Source organism: Modestobacter sp. SYSU DS0904, from assembly GCF_054051115.1.
Window position 1 is genome coordinate 22,171 of the sequence record NZ_JBJHAQ010000027.1, and the last position, 24,343, is coordinate 46,513.

Genomic DNA, 24,343 nt, shown 5'->3' on the forward strand with positions numbered 1-24,343 from the left:
ATGCCGCCGACGCCGCAGCTGAGCCCCGCGCTGCTCACCGACCGCTACGAGCTCACCATGCTGGCCGCCGCGCTGGCCGACGGCACGGCCGAGCGCGAGTGCGTGTTCGAGGTGTTCGCCCGCCGGCTGCCGCACGGCCGGCGGTACGGCGTGCTGGCGGGCACCGGCCGGCTGCTGGAGATGCTGCCCGACTTCCGCTTCGGGGAGGCCGAGCTCGACGCGCTCCGGCGGCAGGGCGTCGACGACCCCCGGCTGCTGGAGCACCTGGCGGACTTCCGGTTCACCGGGGACGTCGACGGCTACGCCGAGGGCGACCTGTACTTCCCCGGCTCCCCCGTGCTCACCGTCCGGGCGCCGTTCGGCCAGGCGGTGCTGCTGGAGACCCTCGCGCTGTCGATCCTCAACCACGACAGCGCGATCGCCTCCGCCGGCGCCCGGATGGTCGGCGCTGCCTGCGGGCGGCCGTGCATCGAGATGGGCTCCCGGCGCACCCACGAGGAGGCCGCGGTCGCGGCGGCCCGGGCCGCGGCGTTGGTGGGGTTCGCCGCGACGTCCAACCTGGCCGCCGGCGCCCGGTACGGCATCGCCACCACCGGCACCAGCGCGCACGCCTTCACCCTGCTGCACGACGACGAGGCAGCCGCCTTCCGTGCGCAGCTGGACGCCCTCGGCGTCGGCACCACGCTGCTGGTGGACACCTACGACGTCGAGCAGGGCATCCGGACCGCGATCGACGTGGCCGGACCCGGGCTGGGCGCCGTCCGGCTGGACTCCGGGGACCTCACCGTGCAGGCCACCCGGGCCCGCGAACTGCTGGACTCCCTCGGCGCCACGGAGACCAAGGTGATCGTCACCAGCGACCTGGACGAGTACGCGATCGCCGCGCTCGCCGCCGCGCCGGTCGACGGGTACGGCGTGGGCACCTCGCTGGTGACCGGCTCGGGCTCCCCCACCGTCGGGATGGTCTACAAGCTCGTCGAGCGGGACGGCGTCCCGGTGGCGAAGAACTCCGAGGGCAAGCGGTCGGTGGGTGGCCGCAAGCACGCCGTCCGCCGGCACGACGCCGACGGGACGGCGACGGCCGAGGTGGTCACGTCCGGTCCGGTGGCGCACCGCGACGGTGACCGGGACCTGCTGGTGCCGCTGGTGCGGCACGGCGAGCTGGTCGATCCCTGCTCGCCCGCCGAGGCGCTGGCCGCGGCCTGCGAGCGGCACCGCGAGCTGCGCGACACCCTGCCGACCGAGGCCTTCTCCCTGATGCGCGGAGAGCCCGCGATCGACACCGTCTCCGCCTGAGGAAGGACCCCTCAAGGACCCCGTCTCCCTCACCCCCCGCACGCTCGGGGCGGGGCTCTGGACAGGGCCACACCGGACGGGAACAGGCAGGATGGGGGGCATGACTCGGGCTCTGGTCGTCGTGGACGTGCAGAACGACTTCTGCGAGGGCGGCAGCCTCGCGGTCAGCGGCGGTGAGGCGGTCGCGCGCGCGGTCAGTGCGCACATGGCGCAGGGCGGCTACGCGCACGTGGTCGCCACCCGCGACCACCACGTCGACCCGGGCGACCACTTCGCCGAGCGGCCGGACTTCCTGGAGACCTGGCCGCCGCACTGCGTCGTCGGCACCGCCGGCGTCGAGCTGCACCCCCGGCTGGACCGCCGGCCGATCGAGGCGGTGTTCGACAAGGGCGAGTACGCCGCGGCCTACTCCGGCTTCGAGGGCGTCAGCGACGGCGTGGGCCTGGCCGACTGGCTGCGGGCGCACGACGTCGACGAGGTGGACGTCGTCGGCATCGCCACCGACCACTGCGTGCGGGCCACCGCACTGGACGCGGTCGCGGCCGGGTTCACCACCCGGGTGCTGCTCGACCTCACCGCCGGGGTCGCCGAGGCCAGCACCGACGCCGCCCTCGACCAGCTCCGCACCGCCGGCGTCCAGCTCGAAGGCACCGTCCACCGCCCCGCGTGAACCAGGCACCCGACCGGACCACGAGGAAACCGCCCCGAGGAAGCGCGACCCCGAGGAACGCGACCACCGGTACGGACACTGCGGCGGAGCCGCATCCGCTCCGACGACCGGGGCCGGAGGCCTCGTCGAGGAGGAGCGGGCAACGGCTCAGCGCCCCAGGGGCACGCCCCCTGGCCGCGGTGTCGTCCGGTAGGACGACAGATCACACCGCGTCGAGGACTTCGTCCCGGGTGAAGCCGAGCACCTGGAGCACCGCGTCCAGGTAGGGCTGGTTGAGGGCTGCGTGCGTCTGCTCCCGGACGAAGGGCTTGGCGTTGAAGGCGATGCCCAGGCCGGCGGCGTTCAGCATGTCGAGGTCGTTGGCGCCGTCGCCGACGGCGACGGTCTGCTCCAGCGGGATGCCGTGCTCCGCAGCGAACCGGGCCAGCGCCCGCGCCTTCCCCGCCCGGTCGACGACCTCGCCGACCAGCCCGCCGGTGAGCCGGCCGTCGATGACCTCGAGGGTGTTGGCGGCGGCGAAGTCCAGCCCGAGGGACGCGGCCAGCGGGTCGGTGATCTGGCTGAAGCCGCCGCTGACGATCCCGCAGCGGAAGCCGAGCCGCTGCAGCGTGCGGATCAGCGTGCGCGCGCCGGGGGTGAGCACCAGGTGCTCGCGGACCTCGTCGAGCACCCCGGCCGGCAACCCGGCCAGCACGGCCACCCGCGCCCGCAGTGACTGCTCGAAGTCCAGCTCGCCGTTCATCGCGGCGGCGGTGATCCGGGCGACCTCGGCGGCCCGGCCGGCGCGGGCGGCGAGCTCGTCGATCACCTCGCCGCGGACCAGGGTGGAGTCGACGTCGAGCACGATCAGCCGCTTGCTGCGGCGGGCCAGCCCGATCCGCTCGACGGCGACGTCGGTGCCGGTCTCGGCGGCGACGGTGGCGAGCGCGGTGCGCAGCTCGGTCGGCTCGCCGCCGGAGACGGTCAGCTCGAAGCTGGTCACCGGGTAGTCCGAGAGCCGCCGGATGGCCTCGATGTTGCCCCCGACGCCGGCGATGGCCCGGGCGGCGCCGGCGACGGCGGCCGGCGGCACCGGGCGGCCGAGCACGGTGACGTGGTGGCGGGCCGTCCGCGAGGTGGGACCGGCGCCGCCGGAGGCCTCGACGACGATCTGCACGCCGGTCTGCGCGGCGACCCGGTCGGCCAGCGGGCGGATCCGGCCGGCCAGGTCGGCGGGGTCGGTGACCTCCCCGGCGGGCCCGACGAACACGCCGAGCACCAGCTGTCCGTGCACGACCACCTGTTCGACGTCGACGACCTCGACCGGGGTGCCGAGCTCGGCCAGCGCGGCGAAGAGCGCGGCGGTCACCCCGGGACGGTCGGCGCCGGTGACGGTCAGCAGGGCTCCTGGACGGGAGTCCGGTGCGGCCTCGGGCGGCGCGGGGGCGGTGGCGCGGTCGGTCACCCGGTCATCGTGCCGGATGGCCGCGGAGGCGCTGCGTGGTCCCCCGGGAACGCGGCCGCCCCGCCAGCCTGTCGGCTGGCGGGGCGGTCCGTGGCCTCACCCAGGGGGTGGCCCGGGCTGGCGGACGAGGGCCGCTGTGCCCTCGATCAGAGGCCCTCGATCAGGTCGGGTCCTTGTCGGCCGGGCCCTGCCGGCTGCCACCGGTCAGCCCCGCCTCGCTGGCGTAGGGCTCGTGGCCCTTGCCGGCGTGCGCCTCCATCTGCAGCCGATCCGCCAGGTGCGGGTAGTGCAGCTCGAACGCCGGGCGCTCGGAGCGGATCCGCGGGATCTCGACGAAGTTGTGCCGCGGCGGCGGGGACGAGGTCGCCCACTCCAGGGAGTTGCCGTGACCCCAGGGGTCGTCGCGCAGCGCCAGCCGGCCGTGCTTCCACGACTTGACGACGTTGTAGACGAAGGGGATCACCGAGGCGCCGAGGATGAACGACCCGATCGTGGAGACCGTGTGCATCCAGGTGAAGTCACCACCGGCGTCGGTGCCCAGGTAGTCGACGTACCGGCGCGGCATGCCCGCGTTGCCCAGCCAGTGCTGGATGAGGAACGTGGCGTGGAAGCCGATGAAGGTCAGCCAGAAGTGCAGCTTGCCGATCCGCTCGTCCATCATCCGGCCGCACATCTTCGGGAACCAGAAGTACAGCCCCGCGTAGGCGGCGAACACCACGGTGCCGAAGACGACGTAGTGGAAGTGGGCGACGACGAAGTAGCTGTCGTTCACGTGCCAGTCCAGCGGCGGGCTGGCCAGCAGGACGCCGGTCAGGCCACCCAGCAGGAAGGTGATCAGGAAGCCCATCGAGAACAGCATCGGCGTCTCGAAGGTGATCTGGCCCCGCCACATGGTGCCGATCCAGTTGAAGAACTTGATGCCGGTGGGGATGGCGATCAGGTACGTCAGGAAGGCGAAGAACGGGAGCAGCACCGCACCGGTGGCGAACATGTGGTGCGCCCACACCGCCAGCGACAGGGCGGTGATCCCGATCAGGGCGAAGATCATGCCCTTGTAGCCGAACAGCGGCTTCCGGCTGAAGACCGGGATGACCTCGCTGATGATCGAGAAGAACGGCAGCGCGATGATGTAGACCTCGGGGTGGCCGAAGAACCAGAACAGGTGCTGCCACAGCATCGGCCCGCCGTTCTCCGGCGTGTAGATCTGCGCGCCCAGGTGCCGATCGGCCAGCAGCGCGAACAGCGCGGCGGTCAGGATCGGGAAGGCCAGCAGGATCAGGATGCTGGTGGTCAGCGCACCCCAGGTGAAGATCGACATCCGGAACATCGTCAGCCCCGGTGCCCGCAGGCAGACGATGGTGGCGATGAAGTTGACCCCACCCAGGATGGTGCCCAGACCACTGACCGCGAGGCCGGTGATCCACAGGTCACCACCGGCGCCGGGGCTGTGCGCCCCGGTCGACAGCGGGGTGTAGGCGTACCAACCGAAGTCGGCGGCGCCACCGGGGGTCAGGAAGCCCGAGACGGCGAGCAGCGACCCGAACAGGAACAGCCAGTACGAGAAGGCGTTCAACCGCGGGAAGGCGACGTCCGGGGCGCCCAGCTGCAACGGCATGATCAGGTTCGCGAAGGCGAAGAACATCGGCGTCGCGAAGAACAGCAGCATGATCGTGCCGTGCATCGTGACCAGCTGGTTGTACTGCTCGGGCGAGAGGAACTGCAGCTCGGGCCGGGCCAGCTCGCCACGCATCAGCAGCGCCATGAAGCCACCGACGAAGAACCAGATGAACGCCGTGACGGTGTACATCAGGCCGATGGTCTTGTGGTCGGTGGTGCGCAGCAGACCCAGGAGCCGCGACCCCTTCTCGGCCTCGTGGGCCGGACTGGGCCGGCTCACGATCGGGGCGGGTGCGATCGTCACGCTCGGAGCTTAGACGGTCGGTTCGCGGCCGACGCGGCGGGAGAGGCACTCGGTGCGGCGTGCCGCAGCGCCGCACGCCGGAGCCCCCTCACGGCGGCGACCACCCCCGCCACGGCGCCCGCCGGCACCGGTCGCGTCCCTGCTGGTCAGACGCGCACAACCGGGATGTGCGCGGTCACCCGATCGGGTGATCTTGGACGGCTCCGGGCGGTCCCACTGGTTTCGAGCTCCGACGCAGCGGGCATCGATGATCTTGCGCCGGATGCCCCGGCGCCGGCGGTAGCGCCGTGTCATCGGAGGTCACCACCGTGCTCTGGAACATCCTCGTCCTGATCGTCATCGGCGCCCTCGCCGGCTTCATCGCCCGCGCGGTCATCCCGGGCAAGCAGTCGATGGGCATCCTCGCCACCGTCGTGCTCGGCATCATCGGGTCGTTCGTCGGGAACCTGCTCGGCAGTCTCATCTTCAACGGTGAGTTCGAACTGGGCACCTCTGGCGTGATCGGCTCGATCATCGGCGCCATCGTGGTGCTCGGCATCTACGTGGCCGTCACCAACAAGAACCGCCGCGTCACCCGGTGACGCCCGCCCGCGTTCGACGCGGGCAGCACACCTCACGACGAGGGCCCGGCCACTGCGGCCGGGCCCTCGTCGTGTGTCGGGCCCAGGGCTCAGGGCTCAGGGCTCAGGCCACGGTCCAGCTGGTGACGTCGACCGCGACCGGCACCGGCACCGGCTCGGGCAGCGCGGCCACCCGCCCGGCGAGCTCGCCGGGCGCCAGGTGCCGGGCGTGCGGCCCCATCCCGACCAGCGTGCGGACCGCGGAGTGGTCGAGCAGCAGCTCCTGGCGGTGCTCCACCGCCGCGACCGGCTCCAGGTGCGGCCCGAGCGCGGCGGCCAGCCGGTCGGCCTTCGCCGGGTCGACGGTGAGCAGCCCGAGCGGCCCGACCAGCGACGCCAGGTGCTCCGCGGCGGGGGTGACCACGACGAGCCGGCCGCCGGGGCGCAGCACCCGCGCGGTCTCGACACCGTTGCGCGGGGCGAAGACCACCAGCACCCGGTCCACGGCCGCGTCGCGCACCGGCCACCGCGACCAGCTGTCGGCCACGACCGCCAGTGCCCGCGGGTGCGCGCGGGCCGCCCGGCGGGCGGCGTAGCGGGAGGCGTCCAGCACGACACCGGCGGCGTCGGGGGCGCGTTCCAGCACGCCGGCCAGGTGGGCACCGGTACCGCCACCGGCGTCCAGCAGGGTGTGCGCGGGCGGCCCGGCCAGGGCCGCCTCCGCGAGCGCCGCGGTGATGCCCGCGTAGTGGCCGGCGGCGAGGAACTCGGCGCGGTCGGCCACCATCTCCGCCGAGTCGCCGGAGTGCGGTGACCCGCCGGCCGGCAGCAGCGTGACGTGCCCCTGCCGGGCGCGGTCGAACGCGTGCCCGGCCGGGCAGCCCAGCCCGGCCGGCCGCTCGTGCAGGCGCGCGCCGCACACCGGGCAGGCCAGCATCGCCACCGCCGCGGGCGGGAGCTGCGGCGGGCTCATGCCGGGGTCCGCGGTGGGAGCCGGTGCAGCACCACGTCGGTCAGCCGGCCGGCATCGGCGACCCCGGTCAGGTAGGTGGCGTGCGGCTGCCGTCGGCGGTCGGTGGGCGAGCCGGGGTTCAGCAGCCGCAGGCCGGTGTCCGTGGTGGTGTCCCAGGGGATGTGGCTGTGGCCGAACACCAGCACGTCGACGTCGGGGAACCGCTCGGCGCAGCGGCGCTCCCGGCCCTTCGCGTCGCCGGTCTCGTGGACGACGGCGACCCGCACCCCCGCCAACTCGACGCGGGCCACCTCCGGCAACCGCTCGCGCAGCACCCCGTGGTCGTTGTTGCCGTGCACCCCGACGAGCCGCCGGCACCGGCGCTCCAGCTCGTCCAGGAGCGCGACGTCCACCCAGTCCCCGGCGTGCACCACGACGTCGGCCGCCTCGATCGCCGTCCAGAGGGAATGAGGCAGGTCACGCGCTCGCTTGGGGACGTGGGTGTCAGAGATGAACACCACGGAAACCGCCACGACTGCATCGTCGCAGCCCGCTACCTTCCCTCCGGCCGACGCATCGGCCGACCGGTACGAACGATTGAGGACGACGACGTGAGCGACCCCTCCCCCACCTCCGCGGACGTGGGGATCACCCAGCACTCCGAGCCCTACCCGAAGCGGTGGCTCGCCCTCGCGGTCGTCGCGGTGACCGTCCTGATGGTCATCCTCGACGCGACGATCGTGAACATCGCGCTGCCCGCGGTCTCCACCGACCTGGACATCAGCCCGGCGTCCCAGCAGTGGATCGTCACCGCGTACACCCTGACCTTCGGCGGCTTCCTGCTGCTCGGCGGCCGGATCGCCGACTTCTGGGGCCGCAAGCGGACCTACCTGGTCGGCGCCGCCGGGTTCGCGGTCGCCTCCGCCCTGGGTGGGTTCGCGCCCAACGAGGAGCTGCTGTTCGCCGCCCGCGCACTGCAGGGTGCCTTCGGCGCACTGCTCGCCCCGGCCTCGCTGGCGCTGATCACGGTGCTGTTCACCGACGCCAAGGAGCGCGCCAAGGCCTTCGCCGTCTACGGCGCGATCGCCGGCGGCGGCTCGGCCGTCGGCCTGCTGCTCGGCGGCGTGCTGACCGAGTACGCCGACTGGCGCTGGTGCTTCTGGGTGAACGTGCCGGTGGCGATCATCGCCATCGTCGCGGCGATCCCGGTCGTCCCGGAGAGCAAGGCCCCCGGGGAGACCAGCTACGACATCCCCGGCGCCGTGCTGATCACCCTGGGCCTGGCCTCCTTCGTCTACGGCTTCACCCGGGTGGCCGAGGCCGCCCAGACCAACGCCGACATCGGCAGCACCGCGAGCGGCTGGACCAACGGCCCGGCGCTGACCTTCATCGCCGTCGGCGTGCTGCTGGTCGCCGCGTTCGTCGTGCTGGAGCTGCGGGTGCGCAACCCGCTGCTGCCGATGCGGCTGGTGCTGGACCGCAACCGGGGCGGCGCCTTCCTCACCTCGACCCTGGTCGGCGCCGGGCTCATCGGCGCGTTCTTCTTCCTGAGCCTGTACTTCCAGCAGGTGCTCGCCTACACGCCGGTCGCGGCGGGCTTCGCCTCGCTGCCGACCACGCTGGGCGTGCTGATCTCCGCAGGCGCAGCCAGCGGGCTGGTGCCGCGGGTCGGCCCGAAGCCGCTGATGGTCCTCGGCGGGCTGCTCGCCGCCGCCGGGCTGTTCACCATGTCCTTCCTGGACGTGGACACCTCGTTCTGGGCACTGGCCTTCCCCGGCCAGCTGCTGCTGGGCCTGGGCCTGGGCTTCACCTTCGTGCCGCTGTCCAACCTGGCGCTGGTCGGCGCCGGTGAGCACGACGCCGGGGCTGCCAGTGCCCTGCTCAACGCCACGCAGCAGGTGGGCGCCTCGATCGGCACGGCCCTGCTCGCGACGCTGTCGGTGGGTGCGATCACCCAGGCCGTCACCGACGCGGTCACCGCCGGGCAGGACCCGACGGACCCGGCTGTCGGACTGGCCGCGCAGGTGGAGGGCTACACCACGGCCTTCACCTGGGCCTCGGTGCTGCTGGTCATCGGCGCCCTGGTCTCCGCGGTGCTGATCAAGGCCACCAAGGAGGACCTGCCCACCGGGCCCGAGGCGATCGTCCACGCCGGCTGAGCCCCCCGGCGTGACCCGACGGCGCCCGTCTCCCCCATCGGGGAGGCGGGCTCCGTCGTCATTCGTGCACGGGCGCCTCGTGGTCGGCGTGCCCGGCGCCCTCGAGCTGGAAGGTGCAGTGCTCGAGGTCGAAGTGGTCGCCCAGGCACGCGCAGAGGGCGTCGAGCACCCGGCCGCCGTGCCCCTCGGCGAGCACCTCGTCGGTGACGACGACGTGGGCGGAGAGCACCGGCAGGCCGGAGGTGATCGTCCAGGCGTGCAGGTCGTGCACCTCCAGCACGCCGGGCACGCCCAGCACGTGGGTGCGCACCTCGTCGAGGTTGACCCCCCGCGGCGCGGCCTCCAGCAGCACGTCCAGCGCCTCGCGCAGCAGCGACCAGGCACGCGGCAGCACGAGTGCGCCGACGGCGAGGGAGGCGACGACGTCGGCACCGGTCCAGCCGGTGGTCCAGATGACGATGCCGGCGACGATGACCGCGACCGAGCCGAGCGCGTCGCCGACGACCTCGAGGTAGGCGCCGCGGGTGTTCAGCGACTCCCCCTGGCCGCGGCGCAGCAGCGCGAGCGAGCCCAGGTTGACCAGCAGCCCGACGACGGCGACGCCGAGCATCCAGCCCGAGTGGATCTCCGGCGGGTTCCCGACCCGGCGCACCGCCTCGACGACCACGTAGCCACCGACGACCAGCAGCAGCAGTCCGTTGGCGCCGGCGGCCAGCACCTCGATCCGCTGGACACCGAAGGTGCGCCGCCCACGGGCCGGCCGCTGGGCCAGGGTGACCGCCGCGAGCGCCATGCCGATGCCGAGGGCGTCGGTGGCCATGTGGGCGGCGTCGGCCAGCAGGGCCAGCGAACCGGAGATCAGGGCGCCGATGACCTCGACGACGAAGACGGTGCCGGTGAGCACCAGCACCAGCGCCAGCCGGCCGCGGTGCGCCGCGGACACCGTCCCCGACGCGTGCCCATGGGCGTGCCCGTGTCCGTGCCCCATCAACGCCCTCCCGCGATCGAACTGCTCACATGCACCATCTCGCATGCCAGGCGTTCGCGCCACCACCGAGGACTCCCGCCGAGCAGGTGACGTGCTGGAACGGCCCCGCCCAGAGGCTCACCCCGAGCAGGTGACGTACTGGAACGGCCCCCTCGCAGGGTCCCGACCCGAGCAGGCGACATGCTGGAACGGCCCCGTCCAGAGGCTCGCCCCGAGCAGGTGGCGTCCTGGAACGGCCCCCTCGCAGGGTCCCGACCCGAGCAGGTGACGTACTGGAACGGCCCCGTCCAGAGGCTCGCCCCGAGCGTGCGAGGGGTGAGGAGGACGGGGTCCTTTCTCAGATGTCGACGCCGTGGCCCCGCAGCCAGGGCAGCGGGTCGACCTTCTCCCCGTCCAGACCCCCGCGGTGTACCTCGAAGTGCAGGTGCGGCCCGGTCGACTGACCGGTGTTGCCGAGCAGGGCGATGGTGTCGCCGGCCCGGACGTGCTGCCCCTCGGAGACCAGGATCTCCTGCATGTGGCCGTAGACGGTGACGTCGCCGTCGGGGTGCTGGATGTAGACCGCCAGCCCGTACCCGCTGGCCGGTCCGGCGCTGAGCACGACGCCGTCCATGACGGCGTACTCGGGGGTGCCGAGCGGGGCGGCGAAGTCAACCCCGGCGTGGAGAGTGCCCCACCGGTTGCCGAAGCCACTGGTCAGCCGGGCGCCCTGGACGGGCAGCACGGCCTTGGGGCGGGCCGCCTCGGCCGCGGCCGCCGCGGCCACCGCGGCTGCCTCGGCGGCGACCCGGTCGGCGTCGGCCTGCGCCTGGGCCGCGGCCACCTGGGCGTCCTCGCGCTCGGCGCGGGTGGCGACCAGGTCCCGCAGCCGCGAGGTGGCGGCGTCGCCGCTCAGCGTCGGGCGGTCGGACGCCACCAGCCCGAGCTCCTCCGCGACGCTCACCGGCTCGGCGGCGTCCGCAGGCTGGCCGGTCGGGCTGCCGGCCACGGTGAACGCGAGACCGGCGGCGCCGACCAGCCCGGCGGCGAGGTGCAGCGAGCGACGGCGGGCCGCCGCGGGCAGGCGCCGCCGCCCGCCCGCGGCGACGGCGGCGACGACCTCGTGGGCCGGCAGCTCCGGGTCGCGCCGGCCGGCGACCGCATCGGCGAACCGCTCCGCGGCCCGGTCGTCGGCGACCTCCGCCGTCGCCGGCAGCGGCCAGGCGTCGGACCCCGCGGCGGCGGGCGCCGCCTGCGACGGGTGACCGGCGGGCTGCACCGGGAGCGGCCAGCCGGCGGTCAGCGAGGCCGCGGAGACCTCGAGCTCGGCCCCCAGGGCCACCACTTCCAGGGAGGCCGCGGCCGGGGCGGCGGCGTCGGTGCGGACGAGCCGGAGGACCGGCTCCACCGGGAGCACCTCGGGGCTCACGGTCGACGGGCCGGCGGTGGAGCTGCCGGCGGTGCCGATGCGACTGCGGCGCATCGTCCCGTCGTCGTCGAGCCGGTCGAGATGTTGCGGGTCCAAGGCACCAGTCTTCCGTCGGGAACAGGACTGCGCCCCGCCCGAGGGAGTGACCGACCGGCGGGGAGCGGCGCCCATGTAAACACGTCGTGATGGGTTCGTGATGTGCCCGACCGGGTAGGCATGGGTGGTCAAGTGATCAGGGTCACAACAAGGTCTGCCAAATGTGCACCCTGCGTGACGTCAGGACTGCCGGCGGGTCATGAGTCGAACGCGCCGTCACGGGTAGGTGCGAGGGACATCACGGCCCTCGACCCGGTTTCCCGACGCGATCGCGGCCGGTCCGGGGCCTCCCCGCGACCGAGGAGTTCACGCATGCGCGCAGTGACCTGGCACGGCCGGGACGACGTCCGGGTGGACACCGTCCCCGACCCCACCATCGTCGATCCCACCGACGTCATCGTGGAGATCACCTCCAGCGGCATCTGCGGATCGGACCTGCACCTGATCGAGGTCATGGCGCCGTTCATGACCGTCGGCGACGTGCTGGGCCACGAGCCGATGGGCATCGTGCGCGAGGTCGGGCCCGGGGTCACCGAGCTCAAGGCCGGTGACCGGGTCGTCGTCCCGTTCAACATCTCCTGTGGCACCTGCTGGATGTGCAACCAGGGGCTGCAGAGCCAGTGCGAGACCACGCAGAACCGCGAGCAGGGCTTCGGTGCCTCGCTGTTCGGCTACACCAAGCTCTACGGCCAGGTGCCCGGCGGCCAGGCCGAGTACCTGCGGGTGCCCTTCGGCAACACGCTGCCGATCAAGGTGCCCGAGGGGCCGGCCGACGACCGTTTCGTCTACCTCTCCGACGTGCTGCCCACCGCCTGGCAGGCCGTGCAGTACGCCGGCGTCGTCCCCGGCGGGTCGGTGCTGGTGCTCGGCCTCGGCCCGATCGGCGACATGGCCACCCGGATCGCCAAGCACCTCGGCGCCTCCCAGGTGCTCGCGTCGGACACCGTGCCCGAGCGGCTGGCCCGGGCCCGCGCCAACGGGATCGACGTGCTGGACTCCACCGACCAGGCCGACGTCGTCGCCTGGGTGCGGGACAAGACCGACGGTCGCGGGCCGGACGCCGTCATCGACGCCGTCGGCATGGAGGCGCACGGCTCCCCCGTCGCGAAGTTCGCCCAGAAGGCCAGCGCCCTGGTGCCCGACGCCATCATGGAGAAGGTCATGACGGTGGCCGGCGCCGACCGGATGGCCGCGCTGAACACCGCGATCGAGGCGGTGCGCCGCGGCGGCACCATCTCGCTGTCCGGCGTGTACGGCGGGGCGACCGACCCGATGCCGCTCATGCGGATGTTCGACAAGCAGATCGAGCTGCGGATGGGCCAGGCCAACGTGTGGCGCTGGGTGCCCGACATCCTGCCGCTGCTCACCGACACCGACCCGCTCGGCGTGGACAGCTTCGCCACCCACCACGTGCCGCTGGAGCAGGCGTCGCAGGCGTACGAGACCTTCCGGCAGAAGCAGGACGGCGCGGTGAAGGTGCTGCTCCAGCCCTGACCCCCGCGCGACGGCTGCGGGCCGGTGGGCGACTGCTGCCGCACACCGGCCCGTGGTGCGTGGGGCGACGTGATGAGCCTCATGGGCCCGGGGGCACGGCATCGGGCCGCGGATGCCGTTGGGTGCGAGAGGGACGACGACGTCCCCCTCCCCCGCCCCGCCCCGCCCTGAGGAGCCCGCCCGTGCCCCGCGCCCTGCTCGCGCTCGCCATCGGCGCCTTCGGCATCGGCACCACCGAGTTCGTGATCATGGGGATGCTCCCCCAGGTGGCCGCCGACTTCTCCGTCTCGGTCTCCGCCGTCGGGCTGCTGATCAGCGGCTACGCCCTGGGCGTGGTGATCGGCGCCCCCACGCTGACCGCCCTCGGGGTGCGCTTCACCCCGCGGCAGACGCTGGTCGGGCTGATGGTGGTGTTCACCGTGGGCAACGCGTTGTCCGCGCTCGCCCCCGACTACGCCACCCTGATGGGCGCCCGGGTGTTCACCGCGCTGGCGCACGGGGCGTTCTTCGGCGTGGGCGCGGTCGCGGCCCGCCGGCTGGTGCCCGCCCACCGCGCCTCACAGGCCATCTCGCTGATGATCGTGGGCCTCACCCTCGCCAACGTGGTCGGCGTCCCGCTGGGGACACTCCTCGCCCAGCAGCTGAGCTGGCGGCTGGTCTTCGGGGTGGTCGCCGGGCTGGGCCTGGTCACCATCGCCGGGCTGCTCGCCTGGCTGCCGCCGGTCTCCGGGGAGCGCGCGGACCTGCGCAGCGAGCTGGTCGCGTTCCGTCGCCCTGCGGTCTGGCTGGTGCTGGGGGTCACCACGATCGGTTGCGCCGCCATGTTCGCCGTCTACAGCTACATCAGCCCGATCCTCACCGAGCTGGCCGGTCTGCCGGAGAGCTGGGTCACCCCCGTGCTCGCCGTCTTCGGGGTCGGCGCCACCGTCGGCACCCTGATCGGCGGCCGGCTGGGCGACCGCTGGGGCATGGCGTTCGTCACCGGTGTGCTCGCCACGGCCGCCGCCCTGCTGGTGGCCTTCGCGTTGCTGGCCCGCTTCCCGGTGGCCGCGATCGTGCTGACCGTGCTGTTCGGCACCGCCACGTTCTCCCTCGGCCCGGTCCTGCAGAACCGGGTGATCGAGGTGGCCCGGGTGCCCGGCGGCAGCCTGGTCTCCGCCGCCAACCAGGCGGCGTTCAACGTGGCCAACGCCCTGGGGGCCGCCTTCGGGGCCGCCGCGCTCTCGGCCGGACTCGGCTACACGGCACCGATGTGGGTGGGCGTCGGGCTCGCGCTGACCGGCGCGGTCATGGCCCTCGTCGCGGTCGTCCTGGACCACGCCCGGCCGAGCTCGGGACCCGTCGTCGAGGAGGCGACCGAGGGGGCGCGACAACCGGTCCGGGGCGGCTGACGTTCAGCGCCGCGGCTGCCGGGTAGGCGGCGGACATGACCACCCCCACCGCGGAGAAGTCCGGCCAGTTCCCCCTCGGCGACCGCACGGTGCACCGCATCGGCTACGGCGCCATGCAGCTCTCCGGCCCGCACGTCATGGGCCCGCCGGCCGACCGGCCGGGCGCGGTCGCCGTCCTGCGCCGCGCCGTCGAGCTCGGCGTCGACCACATCGACACCAGCGACTACTACGGCCCGCACGCCACCAACGAGGTCATCCGCGAGGCGCTGCACCCCTATCCGGAGCACCTGACCATCGTCACGAAGGTGGGGGCCCGCCGCACGCCGGAGGGTGGGTGGCCCGAGGCGCTGTCCCGCGACGAGCTGCGCCAGGCCGTGCACGACAACCTCGAGCACCTCGGCGTCGAGGCCCTGGACGTGGTGAACCTGCGGATGCCCGGGTTCGCCGAGCCGGTGCAGCGCTCGCTGGCCGAGCCGATGGAGGCCCTCGCGGAGCTGCAGCAGGAGGGCCTGGTCACCCACATCGGCGTGAGCAACGTGACGCCGCAGATGTTCGCCGAGGCGCAGGCCATCACCCGGGTGGTGTGCGTGCAGAACCACTACAACCTGGTGCACCGCGCCGACGACCCGATGATCGACGCCCTGGCCCGCGAGGGCGTCGCCTACGTGCCGTTCTTCCCGCTCGGTGGGTTCAGCCCGATCCAGTCGGCGGCGCTGGACACGGTGGCCCGGCGGCTGGAGGCCACCCCGATGGAGGTCGCGCTGGCCTGGCTGCTGGCCCGCTCCCCCAACCTGCTGCTGATCCCCGGCACCCGGTCGGTGCAGCACCTGGAGGAGAACGTGCGGGCCGGCATGCGGGTGCTCGGGCCGGTGGAGCTGCAGGAGCTGGACCGGATCGGTGGCTCCGGCGAACCCGACGTCGACCTCTGAGGAAGGAACCGGGTCGGGCGCCCCAGTCCCTTGACCACCCCCGGTGGGACCGGGAGGCTCCGGCACCATGACGACGCGCGTCGCCCCGGCCACCCCGGCGGCCGCGCCCCCGCGGGACCCGGCGGCGCGTGCGCGGCTGGACTCCGCGACCGCGCACCTGGAACCGCCGCTGGCCGTCGTCGACCTCGACGCGCTGGACGCCAACGCCGCCGACCTGGTGCGCCGGGCGGGCGACCGGCCGATCCGGGTGGCCAGCAAGTCGGTGCGCTGCCGGGCGCTGCTGCGGCGGGTGCTGGACCGGCCCGGATTCGCCGGTGTGCTGGGCTACACGCTGGCCGAGGCGCTGTGGCTGGCCGGCGGCAACGACCCGGTGTGCACCGACGTGCTGGTCGGCTACCCCACGGTCGACCGCGCGGCGCTGCGCCGGCTGGCCGCCGACGAGCAGCTCGCCGACCGGGTCACGCTGATGGTCGACTCGGTGGAGCACCTCGACCTGCTGGACGCCGTCGCGCCGCCCGCGAGCCGTCCGGTCGTGCAGGTCTGCCTGGACCTGGACGCCTCCTGGCGGGTCGGCCCGGCGCACGTCGGGGTGCGCCGCTCGCCGGTGCACGCCCCCGCCGAGGCCGCGGCGCTGGCCCGGGCCGTGGTCGCCCGCCCGGGGGTCCGGTTGGTCGGGGTGATGGCCTACGAGGCGCAGATCGCCGGGCTCGGCGACGCCCCGGCCGGGCACCCGGTGCGCGGGCTGGCGGTGCGCGGCATGCAGCGGGCCTCGGTGCGCGAGCTCGCCGGGCGGCGGGCCGCCGCGGTGGCCGCCGTCCGGGAGGTCGCCGACCTGCGGTTCGTCAACGGCGGGGGCACCGGCAGCCTGGAGCGCACCGCGGCCGAGGAGTCGGTCACCGAGCTGGCGGCCGGCTCGGGGCTGTACTCCCCCACCCTGTTCGACGGCTACCGGGCCTTCCGCGGTCGCCCGGCGGCGCTGTTCGCGCTGCCGGTCACCCGCCGTCCGGCGGCCGGGGTGGTCACCGTGGCCGGCGGCGGGTGGATCGCCTCGGGCCCGCCCGGGCAGGACCGGTCCCCGACGCCGGTCCACCCGGCCGGCCTGCGCCTGCTGCCGGCCGAGGGAGCCGGGGAGGTGCAGACCCCGCTGCGCGGCCCGGGGACGGCGGAGCTCGCGATCGGTGACCGCGTGTGGTTCCGGCACGCCAAGGCCGGCGAGCTGTGCGAGCGGGTCGACGAGCTGCACCTGCTCAGCGGCGACGCGGTGACCGCCGTCGTCCCCACCTACCGCGGCCAGGGCCGCGCCTTCGGCTGACGGCCCCCGTGCAGGGGCCCGCCGCGAGCGTGCGAGCGGTGGGGAGCACGGGGGTCCTTCGACTAACGGGCGCGCTGGACCCGGGCCTCGTCGAACACCGGCTCGCCGGACTCGTACACCCGCCCGTCGGCGCCGAAGACGACGAACCGGTCGAAGGTGCGGGCGAACCAGCGGTCGTGGGTGACCGCCAGGACCGTGCCGTCGAACGCGGCCAGCGCCGCCTCCAGCGACTCGGCGGAGAGCACGTCGAGGTTGTCGGTGGGCTCGTCGAGCAGCAGCAGCGTGGCGCCGGACAGCTCCAGCAGCAGCACCTGGAACCGGGCCTGCTGCCCACCGGACAGCGAGCGGAACAGCTGGTCGCCCTGCCCGGCCAGCCCGTACCGGCGCAACGTGGCCATCGCCCGCCCCCGGTCGACGCCCGGCCGGCCCGGCTCGCCGTGCCAGAGCAGATCGACGAGGGTGCGGTCCAGCCACTCGGGGTGGGCGTGGGTCTGGGCGAAGAACCCGGGGACGACGCGCGCCCCGAGCCGCCAGTCACCGGCGTGCGGGACGTCCTGGCCGGCCAGCAGCCGCAGGAAGTGCGACTTCCCCGCCCCGTTGGACCCCAGCACCGCGACCCGGTCGCCGTAGTCGACCTCCAGGTCGAACGGGCGCATCAGCCCGCTGAGCTCCAGCTGCTCGGCGACCAGCACCCGCACGCCGGTGCGGCCCCCGCGCAGGCGCATCGTCACCGACTGGTCCGGCGGCCGCTCCGGCGGCGGGCCGGCCGCCTCGTACTTGGCCAGCCGGGTCTGCATCGCGTGGTAGCGCGCGGCCATGTCCGGGGAGTTCTTCGCCTGCTGCTGGAGGGTGCGCACCAGCTCGACCAGCCGCTCGTGCTCCTCGTCCCAGCGCTTGCGCAGCTCCGCCATCCGGTCGTGCCGAGCGGCGCGGGCGGCCGGGTACCCGGCCCAGTCGCCGCCGTGCACCCACGCCGTCCCGCCCTCGACGGTGACCACCCGGTCGGCGACCCGGGAGAGCAGCTCCCGGTCGTGGCTGACGAACAGCACCGTCTTGCGGGTCTCGCGCAGCCGCTCCTCCAGCCAGCGCTTGCCGGGCACGTCCAGGTAGTTGTCCGGCTCGTCGAGCAGCAGCACCTGGTCGGGCCCGCGCAGCAGGCACTCCAGCGCCAGCCGCTTCTGCTCCCCGCCGGAGAGGGTGTTCAGCTCCCGGTACTTGCAGCCCTCGTACGGGACGCCGAGCGCCGCGACGGTCACCGTGTCCCAGGTGACCTCGACGTCGTAGCCGCCGACGTCGCCCCACTGGGCCAGCGCGTTCGCGTAGGCCATCTGCGCCGGCTCGTCGTCGGTCTCCATCAGCCGCAGCTCGGTGCTCTCGACGGCGTCCCACGCCTGCCGGACGGCGGGCGGCGCGAGCCCGACCAGGAACCGCTGCACGGTGGTGTCGTCGCGCACCGCGCCGATGAACTGGCGCATCACCCCCAGCCCACCGACCAGGGCGACCGAGCCGGCCTCCGGCGTCAGGTCGCCGCTGATGATCCGCAGCAGGGTGGTCTTCCCGGCGCCGTTCTCCCCGACCAGGGCCGCGCAGGCGCCCTCGCCGACCCGGAAGGAGACGTCGTCGAGAAGCACCCTCCCGTCGGGGAGGGTGTGCCGGATCCCGGTGACGTCGACGTAGCCCACGTCGGCCATCGTGCCGGGCCGGGCAAACCGGTTCCCGCCCGGTTCAGCCCGTGGCGCGCAGCCGCTGGCGGGCCAGCCGTTCGACCAGCTCGGGCAGCGCCCCCACCGGCGCGCCGCTGAGCTCGGTCCGGGCGCCGCGGACGATCGCGGTCACCGTCGCGGGCGGGCGGCCGGCGAACTCGCGGACGAGCCGGTCGACGGCCTGGCCGACGGCGTCGTCGGAAGGGTCGGTGGGCCGGGTGGTGGTGGGGGTCCGGGGCGGGGTGGACGGGGAGGGAGCGGACACCGGCGATCCTCAGCGGGTGGTCGGTGGCGCCGCCGCGGGGCTGGGCGACGCGCGTGCCGGTCCACCGTGCCCCGGACGCCGGCCGACACGCCAGGGCCCAACGTCCCGGGCCGGGAGGGGTGGGCAGCGGCGCCACCGCGGAGGACGATGGAGACGTCGGGTTCCCCGTGGGTGGAGGTGGACGGTGTCCTTCCGAGACCGCACCGAGGCCGGGCGGCGGCTGGCCGCCGAGCTGACCCACGTCGCCGGCGCGGACGTCGTCGTCCTGGGCCTGCCGTGCGGCGGCACGGTGGTGGCCGCCGAGGTCGCCGCCGCGCTGCACGCCCCGCTGGACGTGGTCGTCGTCCGGCGCATCCCGCTGCCGGCCGCCGCCGGGGTCGCCATGGGCGCGCTCGCCGAGGGCGGCGCGGTGGTCCGCGACGACCGGGTGACCGCGCGGGCGGGGGTGACCGCGGAGCAGTTCCGGTCGGCCCTCGACCGCGAGCAGGTGGCGCTGACCCGGCGGGTGCAGCGCTTCCGGGGGCTGCGCCCGCGGCTGCCGCTCGCCGGGCGCACGGCCGTGGTGGTCGACGACGGCGTCGCCACCGGCGCGACCGCCCGGGCGGCGTGTGCCGCGGTCCGGGTCTGCGGCGCGAGCCGGGTGGTGCTGGCCGTCCCGGTCTGCGCGCCGGGTGCGGCCGCCCGGCTGCGGACGGCGGTCGACGAGTTGGTCTGCCTGGAGACCCCGGACCCGTTCCGTGCGGTGGGCGACGCCTACCGGTGCTTCGGGCAGATCACCGACGACGAGGTCGTGGACCAGCTGCGCCGGGCGGTGGCCGACCGGGTCGGGGCGGGCGCGTCCGGGGGGTGGGGCTCAGCCCAGCAGCAGTGAGAGCAGCGTGGCGCCCACGCTCAGCAGGAGGGCGACCACGAGCACCGTGGCCACCAGCCGGCGCCGCCGGTCCGCCTCGGGACCCTCGGCCCCACCCATGCCCATCACGCCCGGCACGCTACCCGCGCCCGGCGACGAGCTCACGCGGCGGCCAGCGCATCCCGGCGGGCGCGCAGGAAGTCCCCCACGGTCACCGGCGGGTGACGGCTCGGCCCCGCCGCGGGGGTGGGCACGGTCCGCACCTCGGCCAGCGGGTCCGCGCCGGCCGCGAACTGCAGCACCAGCAGCTCCTCGGCCGGGGACTCGGCCGGCGGCGGCAGCACCCGGCGCACCGGTGAGCACCACCGGTCACCCGTCCAGCGGGCGAGCAGGTCCCCGGCGTCCACGGTCAGCGCGCCCGGCAGCGCCGGCACCTCGGTCCACTCCCCCTCGGCGGTGCGCAGCTGGCTGCAGCCCGCACCCGGCGGGCGGTCCCGGACGGTCAGGGTGCCCGGGTCGGGGTGCGCCCCGACGCGCATCTGCCCCGGCTCCACCGAGCCCACCGCGGACCAGGCCGGGCAGAACACCAGGTCGGCCGACCAGCAGGCGCCCGGGCCGAGGAAGTGGTCGTCGGCCAGGTCCAGGGCGAGAGCGCAGATCCGCAGCAGGTCGTCGGTCAGCCCGGCGACCCCGGCCGACCACCGCCGGGCCGCCGCGGGAAGCCCGGGCAGCAGGGCGGGCCACGCGTTCGGCCCGAACCAGCACTCCTCGGCCGTGCCGGCCACCGCCGCCGGCACCTCCACCGGGCCGAAGCGGAACGACTCGTGCAGGTCCGGCGGCGCGCCGGGTCCCCCGGTGGCCGGCACCCCCGGCGGCACCCAGCCGCGCCCGCCGGGGAACGTGGCCAGCCGCGCCTTGGCCGCCGCCGGCAGGGCGAAGAACGCCGCGGCCTGCCGGCGCAGCTGCCCACCCACCGCGCCGTCCAGCGGATGACCGGTGACCAGCAGCGTGCCCACCTCGCACAGCGCCCGGTCGACGTCGGTGGCCACCTGCCGGCGCCCGACGGCGTCCCCGCGGTACCAGGGGGCCAGGTCGACCAGCGGCACGATCGTCATCGCACGTCCTCCCCGGCTCGGTCGACGGTGACGCTAGGGCCGGACCATTGCCTCCGGATGACGTCGGCGTGACGGTGCGTCAGGGTGGACGGGTGCCCGTCGCACCCCCCATCCGATTGGTGCCCTTCGAACCGGAGGTGCTGCCCCGCGTGCTGCCGTGGTTCGACCACGAGGTGGTGCAGCGCCGGCTGGGCGGCCCGAGCTGGCCCGAGCGTGAGCTGGCGCTGCGCAACGCCGCCCGGGGCGAGGAGTTCCGCGGCCGGCTCGTGCTGCGGGCGCACACCTACGTCGCCCTCGACGACGGCGGCGCCCCGGTCGCGCAGGTCGGCGGTGACGTGTACGACCGCTGGACCCGGTGGGACCCGGCCACCGAGCGGGTGACCGCCGTCGACGAGCGCCGCACGATGGGCGCCGCCTACGTGGTCGACCCGGCCCGGTGGCGCCGCGGGTACGGGACGGCGACGCTGCGCGCCTTCGTCGCGGCCGCCGAGCTGGCCGACGTCGAGCAGTTCGTGCTGGGCATCGAGCCCGACCACGCGGCGAGCCTCGGGGTGGCCGCGGCCGCCGGGTTCCGCCCGCTGACCACCGAGCCCGACGCCGAGGACATGCTCTACCTGCACCTGCGGCGCTGATCCCCCGTCCTGTCGGTGCCGGCTGCCAGGGTGCCCCCGTGACCTCGGAGCTCGCGCTGCTGCGACTGGCCGCCCAGCGACTGGTCGGCCCGCCCGCGGAGACCCCCACGGACGCCGTCCGGTGGCTGACCGCGGTGCAGGGCCAGGACCTGCCCGGTGCGCTGCTGTCGGTGGCGCTGCGCTCCGCCCCCGGCACCCGGGCGGCGGTCACCGCCGCGCTGGACGACGGCAGCGTCGTCCGCTCGTGGCCGATGCGCGGCACGCTGCACCTGACCGCGGCCGAGGACCTGCCCTGGATGCTCGGGCTGCTCGGCCCCCGCGCCCTGGCCGGCGTCGAGAAGCGGCGGGCGACCGTCGGGATCACCGAGGGCGAGCTGGAGCGGGCACGGGAGCTGGCCGTCGCCGCCCTGACCGGCGGCGGCCGGCTCGGCCGGGCGGCGCTGCTCGCGGCCATCGCCGGAGGCGGCGTGCCCACCGGCGGGCAGCGTGGCTACCACCTGCTCTGGTACCTGTCCCAGACCGGCACCCTCGTGCTCGGCCCGAGCGCCGACGGCGACCAGCAGTTCGTGCTGCTCGACGAGTGGGTGCCCACCCCGCGGCGGCTGGAGCCCGACGAGGCGCTCGGCGAGCTGGCGTTGCGCTTCTTCAGCTCGCACGGCCCGGCGACGGTCCACGACCTGGCGCGCTGGGCCGGGCTGACGGTCCGCGACGGGAAGGCCGGACTGGCCCTCGCCGGCGACCGGCTGGAACGGCTGGAGGTCGACGGCACGGGGTACTGGCTGCACCCGTCGACGCCCGGCCGGCTGGCCGCGGCCCGGGAGGAGGCGGCCGGGGTGCTGCTGCTGCCCGGCTTCGACGAGCTGGTGCTGGGCTACGCCGACCGCAGCTGCACGGTGCCCGCGGCCTTCGCCGACCGGATCGTGCCGGGCAGCAACGGCATGTTCCGGGCCACGGTGGTGCACGGCGGGCAGGTGGTCGCCGTCTGGCGCACCGGCCGGACCAGGGCGCGGGCGCTGGAGCTCGAGCCGTTCGGCGAGCTGGCCCCCGACGTCGCGGCCGCGGTCGCCGGCAGGTACGCCGCCCTCCCCTGACCGGCCGGCCCCGTTCGGCGCGCGGACCGGGCGGTCCGGGGGTTGGCTCGGGGGCATGGAGTACACGCGTCTGGGCAGCACCGGCCTGCAGGTGTCCCGCATCTGCCTGGGGATGATGAGCTTCGGCGACCCGGCTCGCGGGGGGCACCCGTGGAGCCTGCCGGAGGAGGAGGGCCGGGAGCTGATCAAGCAGGCGGTCGAGGCCGGCATCACCTTCTTCGACACCGCCAACGTCTACTCGGCCGGCTCCAGCGAGGAGATCACCGGCCGGGCCGTCCGCGACTTCACCGCCCGCGAGGACGTCGTCGTGGCGACCAAGGTGCACGGCCGGATGCGGCCGGGTCCCAACGGCGCCGGGCTGTCCCGCAAGGCGGTGCTGGCCGAGCTCGACGCGTCGCTGCGCCGGCTGGGCACCGACTACATCGACCTCTACCAGATCCACCGCTGGGACCCCGCGACGCCGATCGAGGAGACGCTGGAGGCGCTGGACTCCGCCGTCCGGTCGGGCAAGGTGCGCTACCTCGGCGCCTCCAGCATGTGGGCCTGGCAGTTCAGCAAGGCGCTGCACCGGGCCGGCGAGCACGGCTGGCACCGGTTCGTGTCCATGCAGGACCACTACAACCTGCTCAACCGCGAGGAGGAGCGGGAGATGCTGCCGCTGTGCGCCGACGAGGGCATCGGCGTCATCCCGTGGAGCCCGCTGGCCCGCGGCCGGCTGACCCGGGACTGGGACTCCTCGACCACCCGGTCGGAGACCGACGAGTTCGGCAGCAAGCTCTACAACGACGACGACCGGGTGATCGTCGAGCGGGTGGCCGAGGTCGCCGAGGCCCGCGGCGTCCCCCGTGCCCAGGTGGCGCTGGCCTGGGTGCTGAGCAAGCCGGTGGTCACCGCGCCGATCGTCGGGGTCACCAAGGACCATCACCTCCGCGACGCCGTCGCCGCCGTGGAGCTGCAGCTGACCGACGAGGAGGTCGCCCGGCTGGAGGAGCCGTACACCCCGCACGCGGTGGTCGGCTTCGCCTGAGGCGACGGGGTGGGCCCGGGTGGCCCGGGCCCACCCCGCTCAAGCCCGCTGCCGGGCGACCTCGGCCAGGTCGTCGAGCACCAGCCCGGCGCCCAGCGGTCCGATGGCCAGGAACCAGCGGTCGTCGTCGACCGGCACGGCGTCGCCCCGCTGGACCGCGGCCAGCGACTGCCACAGCCCGCTGGCGGTGAGCTCGGCCAGCTCGGTCGCCCCGCCCGCGCCGTAGGCGGAGTAGAAGAGCAGGTCGCCGTCCGCCTGGCGGATCTCCTCGGGGCCCACCTCGACGAACGTCTCGTCGGTCCGCTGGATCTCCGGACGGGCGAAGCCGACGTCGGCCAGCACGGTGCCGATGAACGAACCCTCGCCGTACAACCGGGCCGTGCCGGTCCCGACGAACCGCACGACGCTCACCTCGATCGCCGCGGGGTCGCCGAACACAGCCCCCACCTCGGCCGCCCGGTCCTGGTACTCGGCGAGCAGCCGCACCCCTTCCTGCTGCCGGCCGAGCGCCTCGGCGTAGACGGGGAGGTTCTGCTTCCAGGTCTCACCGACGCCCTCCCCCATCACCGTCGGGGCGATCGACCGGAGTTGGTCGTAGAGCTCGGTGTGCCGCGCGGTGTTGGACAGGATCAGGTCCGGCTCCAGCGCGGCGATCGCCTCCAGGTTGGGCTCCGCGATCGTGCCCACCTCGGTGATCTCGTCGGGGTCGGCGCCGGCCTCGGTCAGGTAGCCGGGCAGCGCGGTGCTCACGTCGGTGCGCACGGCGCCCACCGGGGTGACGCCCAGGGACAGCACGGTGTCCAGCTCCCCGGTGTCCAGCACGACGACCCGCTCGGGCGTGCCGGTGATCTCCGCCTCGCCCAGGGCGTGACCGACCGTGCGCACCTCCGCCGACGGGCTGGGGTCGGCCGCCTCCGTCCCGTTCCCCGCATCCCCGCAGCCGTTCAGCGCCAGCGCCGTCACCAGCGCCACCAGCCCGGCCCCTGCTCGGCCCGCTCGCCGTCCCACCACCCTGTCCACCCTCTCGTCACCCCACCGCC

The 24,343-nt window shown here is 74.8% G+C and carries 23 protein-coding genes; 12 read left to right on the plus strand and 11 right to left on the minus strand.

The genetic code is table 11. From position 1 onward, the window contains the following. Together ACI79U_RS15930 and ACI79U_RS15935 are read left to right on the plus strand one after the other, a co-directional pair. Positions 1 to 1,296 (plus strand): nicotinate phosphoribosyltransferase, encoded by a 1,296-nt coding sequence (locus tag ACI79U_RS15930; protein ID WP_457068404.1) that lies wholly within the window; start codon positions 1 to 3, stop codon positions 1,294 to 1,296. A gap of 100 nt (positions 1,297 to 1,396) precedes the next feature. Continuing rightward, positions 1,397 to 1,966 (plus strand): nicotinamidase, encoded by a 570-nt coding sequence (locus tag ACI79U_RS15935; RefSeq protein WP_457068406.1) that lies wholly within the window; start codon positions 1,397 to 1,399, stop codon positions 1,964 to 1,966. A gap of 202 nt (positions 1,967 to 2,168) precedes the next feature. On the opposite strand, the gene serB is transcribed toward ACI79U_RS15935, so the two are convergent. Beyond that, positions 2,169 to 3,410, minus strand: coding sequence for a phosphoserine phosphatase SerB (gene serB / locus ACI79U_RS15940; RefSeq protein ID WP_457068408.1), 1,242 nt, complete (start codon positions 3,408 to 3,410; stop codon positions 2,169 to 2,171). A 160-nt stretch (positions 3,411 to 3,570) separates the two neighbouring features. Beyond that, the gene (ctaD, locus tag ACI79U_RS15945) at positions 3,571 to 5,331 is read right to left on the minus strand and encodes an aa3-type cytochrome oxidase subunit I (RefSeq protein WP_457068410.1); all 1,761 of its coding nucleotides are present in this window, start codon (positions 5,329 to 5,331) and stop codon (positions 3,571 to 3,573) included. Between the two features lie 287 nt (positions 5,332 to 5,618). Between ctaD and ACI79U_RS15950 the strand changes: the two genes are divergently transcribed. Continuing rightward, positions 5,619 to 5,912, plus strand: coding sequence for a GlsB/YeaQ/YmgE family stress response membrane protein (locus tag ACI79U_RS15950; RefSeq protein ID WP_457068412.1), 294 nt, complete (start codon positions 5,619 to 5,621; stop codon positions 5,910 to 5,912). Positions 5,913 to 6,015: 103 nt separating this feature from the next. On the opposite strand, the gene ACI79U_RS15955 is transcribed toward ACI79U_RS15950, so the two are convergent. Then, entirely contained in the window at positions 6,016 to 6,864 is an 849-nt protein-coding gene (locus ACI79U_RS15955; RefSeq protein WP_457068414.1) for a putative RNA methyltransferase, read from the minus strand. Further along, on the minus strand, positions 6,861 to 7,376 hold the full coding sequence (locus ACI79U_RS15960; RefSeq protein ID WP_457068416.1) for a metallophosphoesterase family protein: 516 nt from the start codon (positions 7,374 to 7,376) through the stop codon (positions 6,861 to 6,863). The genes ACI79U_RS15955 and ACI79U_RS15960 overlap by 4 nt, the downstream gene beginning before the upstream one ends. Positions 7,377 to 7,454: 78 nt before the next feature. Here ACI79U_RS15960 and ACI79U_RS15965 point away from each other — a divergent pair, with 78 nt between their 5' ends. Further along, the gene (locus tag ACI79U_RS15965; RefSeq protein WP_457068418.1) at positions 7,455 to 9,002 is read left to right on the plus strand and encodes an MFS transporter; all 1,548 of its coding nucleotides are present in this window, start codon (positions 7,455 to 7,457) and stop codon (positions 9,000 to 9,002) included. Between the two features lie 58 nt (positions 9,003 to 9,060). On the opposite strand, the gene ACI79U_RS15970 is transcribed toward ACI79U_RS15965, so the two are convergent. Continuing rightward, positions 9,061 to 9,990 (minus strand): cation diffusion facilitator family transporter, encoded by a 930-nt coding sequence (locus tag ACI79U_RS15970; protein ID WP_457068420.1) that lies wholly within the window; start codon positions 9,988 to 9,990, stop codon positions 9,061 to 9,063. A 337-nt stretch (positions 9,991 to 10,327) separates the two neighbouring features. Next, complete coding sequence (locus ACI79U_RS15975) at positions 10,328 to 11,494, minus strand: M23 family metallopeptidase (RefSeq protein ID WP_457068422.1); 1,167 nt, start codon at positions 11,492 to 11,494, stop codon at positions 10,328 to 10,330. Between the two features lie 312 nt (positions 11,495 to 11,806). Between ACI79U_RS15975 and ACI79U_RS15980 the strand changes: the two genes are divergently transcribed. The 4 genes from ACI79U_RS15980 to ACI79U_RS15995 all read left to right on the plus strand — a co-directional run bounded on the left by ACI79U_RS15980 (position 11,807) and on the right by ACI79U_RS15995 (position 16,620). Then, positions 11,807 to 12,988 (plus strand): zinc-dependent alcohol dehydrogenase, encoded by a 1,182-nt coding sequence (locus ACI79U_RS15980; protein ID WP_457068424.1) that lies wholly within the window; start codon positions 11,807 to 11,809, stop codon positions 12,986 to 12,988. A 182-nt stretch (positions 12,989 to 13,170) separates the two neighbouring features. Continuing rightward, positions 13,171 to 14,379: an MFS transporter gene (locus tag ACI79U_RS15985; protein ID WP_457068426.1), complete on the plus strand. Its 1,209-nt coding sequence runs from the start codon at positions 13,171 to 13,173 to the stop codon at positions 14,377 to 14,379. Positions 14,380 to 14,414: 35 nt separating this feature from the next. Further along, positions 14,415 to 15,308, plus strand: a complete 894-nt coding sequence (locus ACI79U_RS15990) for an oxidoreductase (RefSeq protein WP_457068428.1) — start codon at positions 14,415 to 14,417, stop codon at positions 15,306 to 15,308. Positions 15,309 to 15,375: 67 nt separating this feature from the next. Next, the gene (locus tag ACI79U_RS15995) at positions 15,376 to 16,620 is read left to right on the plus strand and encodes an amino acid deaminase/aldolase (protein ID WP_457068430.1); all 1,245 of its coding nucleotides are present in this window, start codon (positions 15,376 to 15,378) and stop codon (positions 16,618 to 16,620) included. A gap of 62 nt (positions 16,621 to 16,682) precedes the next feature. On the opposite strand, the gene ACI79U_RS16000 is transcribed toward ACI79U_RS15995, so the two are convergent. Further along, the gene (locus tag ACI79U_RS16000; RefSeq protein WP_457068432.1) at positions 16,683 to 18,302 is read right to left on the minus strand and encodes an ABC-F family ATP-binding cassette domain-containing protein; all 1,620 of its coding nucleotides are present in this window, start codon (positions 18,300 to 18,302) and stop codon (positions 16,683 to 16,685) included. Between the two features lie 43 nt (positions 18,303 to 18,345). Next, on the minus strand, positions 18,346 to 18,588 hold the full coding sequence (locus ACI79U_RS16005; protein ID WP_457068434.1) for a three-helix bundle dimerization domain-containing protein: 243 nt from the start codon (positions 18,586 to 18,588) through the stop codon (positions 18,346 to 18,348). Between the two features lie 184 nt (positions 18,589 to 18,772). On the opposite strand from ACI79U_RS16005, the gene ACI79U_RS16010 reads away from it, so the two are divergent. Beyond that, positions 18,773 to 19,459 carry a phosphoribosyltransferase gene (locus ACI79U_RS16010; RefSeq protein ID WP_457068436.1) on the plus strand — a complete coding sequence of 229 codons (687 nt, stop codon included), beginning with the start codon at positions 18,773 to 18,775 and terminating at the stop codon, positions 19,457 to 19,459. On the opposite strand, the gene ACI79U_RS16015 is transcribed toward ACI79U_RS16010, so the two are convergent. After that, the gene (locus tag ACI79U_RS16015; protein WP_457068438.1) at positions 19,442 to 19,567 is read right to left on the minus strand and encodes a hypothetical protein; all 126 of its coding nucleotides are present in this window, start codon (positions 19,565 to 19,567) and stop codon (positions 19,442 to 19,444) included. The two genes, ACI79U_RS16010 and ACI79U_RS16015, sit on opposite strands and share 18 nt — an antisense overlap. 32 nt (positions 19,568 to 19,599) lie before the next feature. Next, positions 19,600 to 20,553 (minus strand): 2-oxoglutarate and iron-dependent oxygenase domain-containing protein, encoded by a 954-nt coding sequence (locus ACI79U_RS16020; protein ID WP_457068440.1) that lies wholly within the window; start codon positions 20,551 to 20,553, stop codon positions 19,600 to 19,602. Between the two features lie 119 nt (positions 20,554 to 20,672). Between ACI79U_RS16020 and ACI79U_RS16025 the strand changes: the two genes are divergently transcribed. From ACI79U_RS16025 to ACI79U_RS16035, 3 genes are read left to right on the plus strand one after another with little or no spacing between them, the layout of a single operon-like run. Further along, positions 20,673 to 21,185, plus strand: coding sequence for a GNAT family N-acetyltransferase (locus tag ACI79U_RS16025; protein WP_457068442.1), 513 nt, complete (start codon positions 20,673 to 20,675; stop codon positions 21,183 to 21,185). 38 nt (positions 21,186 to 21,223) lie between these two features. Further along, positions 21,224 to 22,276, plus strand: a complete 1,053-nt coding sequence (locus tag ACI79U_RS16030) for a winged helix DNA-binding domain-containing protein (protein ID WP_457068444.1) — start codon at positions 21,224 to 21,226, stop codon at positions 22,274 to 22,276. A 55-nt stretch (positions 22,277 to 22,331) separates the two neighbouring features. Next, entirely contained in the window at positions 22,332 to 23,303 is a 972-nt protein-coding gene (locus tag ACI79U_RS16035) for an aldo/keto reductase (RefSeq protein WP_457068446.1), read from the plus strand. Positions 23,304 to 23,342: 39 nt separating this feature from the next. On the opposite strand, the gene ACI79U_RS16040 is transcribed toward ACI79U_RS16035, so the two are convergent. After that, positions 23,343 to 24,275, minus strand: coding sequence for an ABC transporter substrate-binding protein (locus ACI79U_RS16040; RefSeq protein ID WP_457068448.1), 933 nt, complete (start codon positions 24,273 to 24,275; stop codon positions 23,343 to 23,345). Between the last annotated feature and the right edge of the window lie 68 nt (positions 24,276 to 24,343).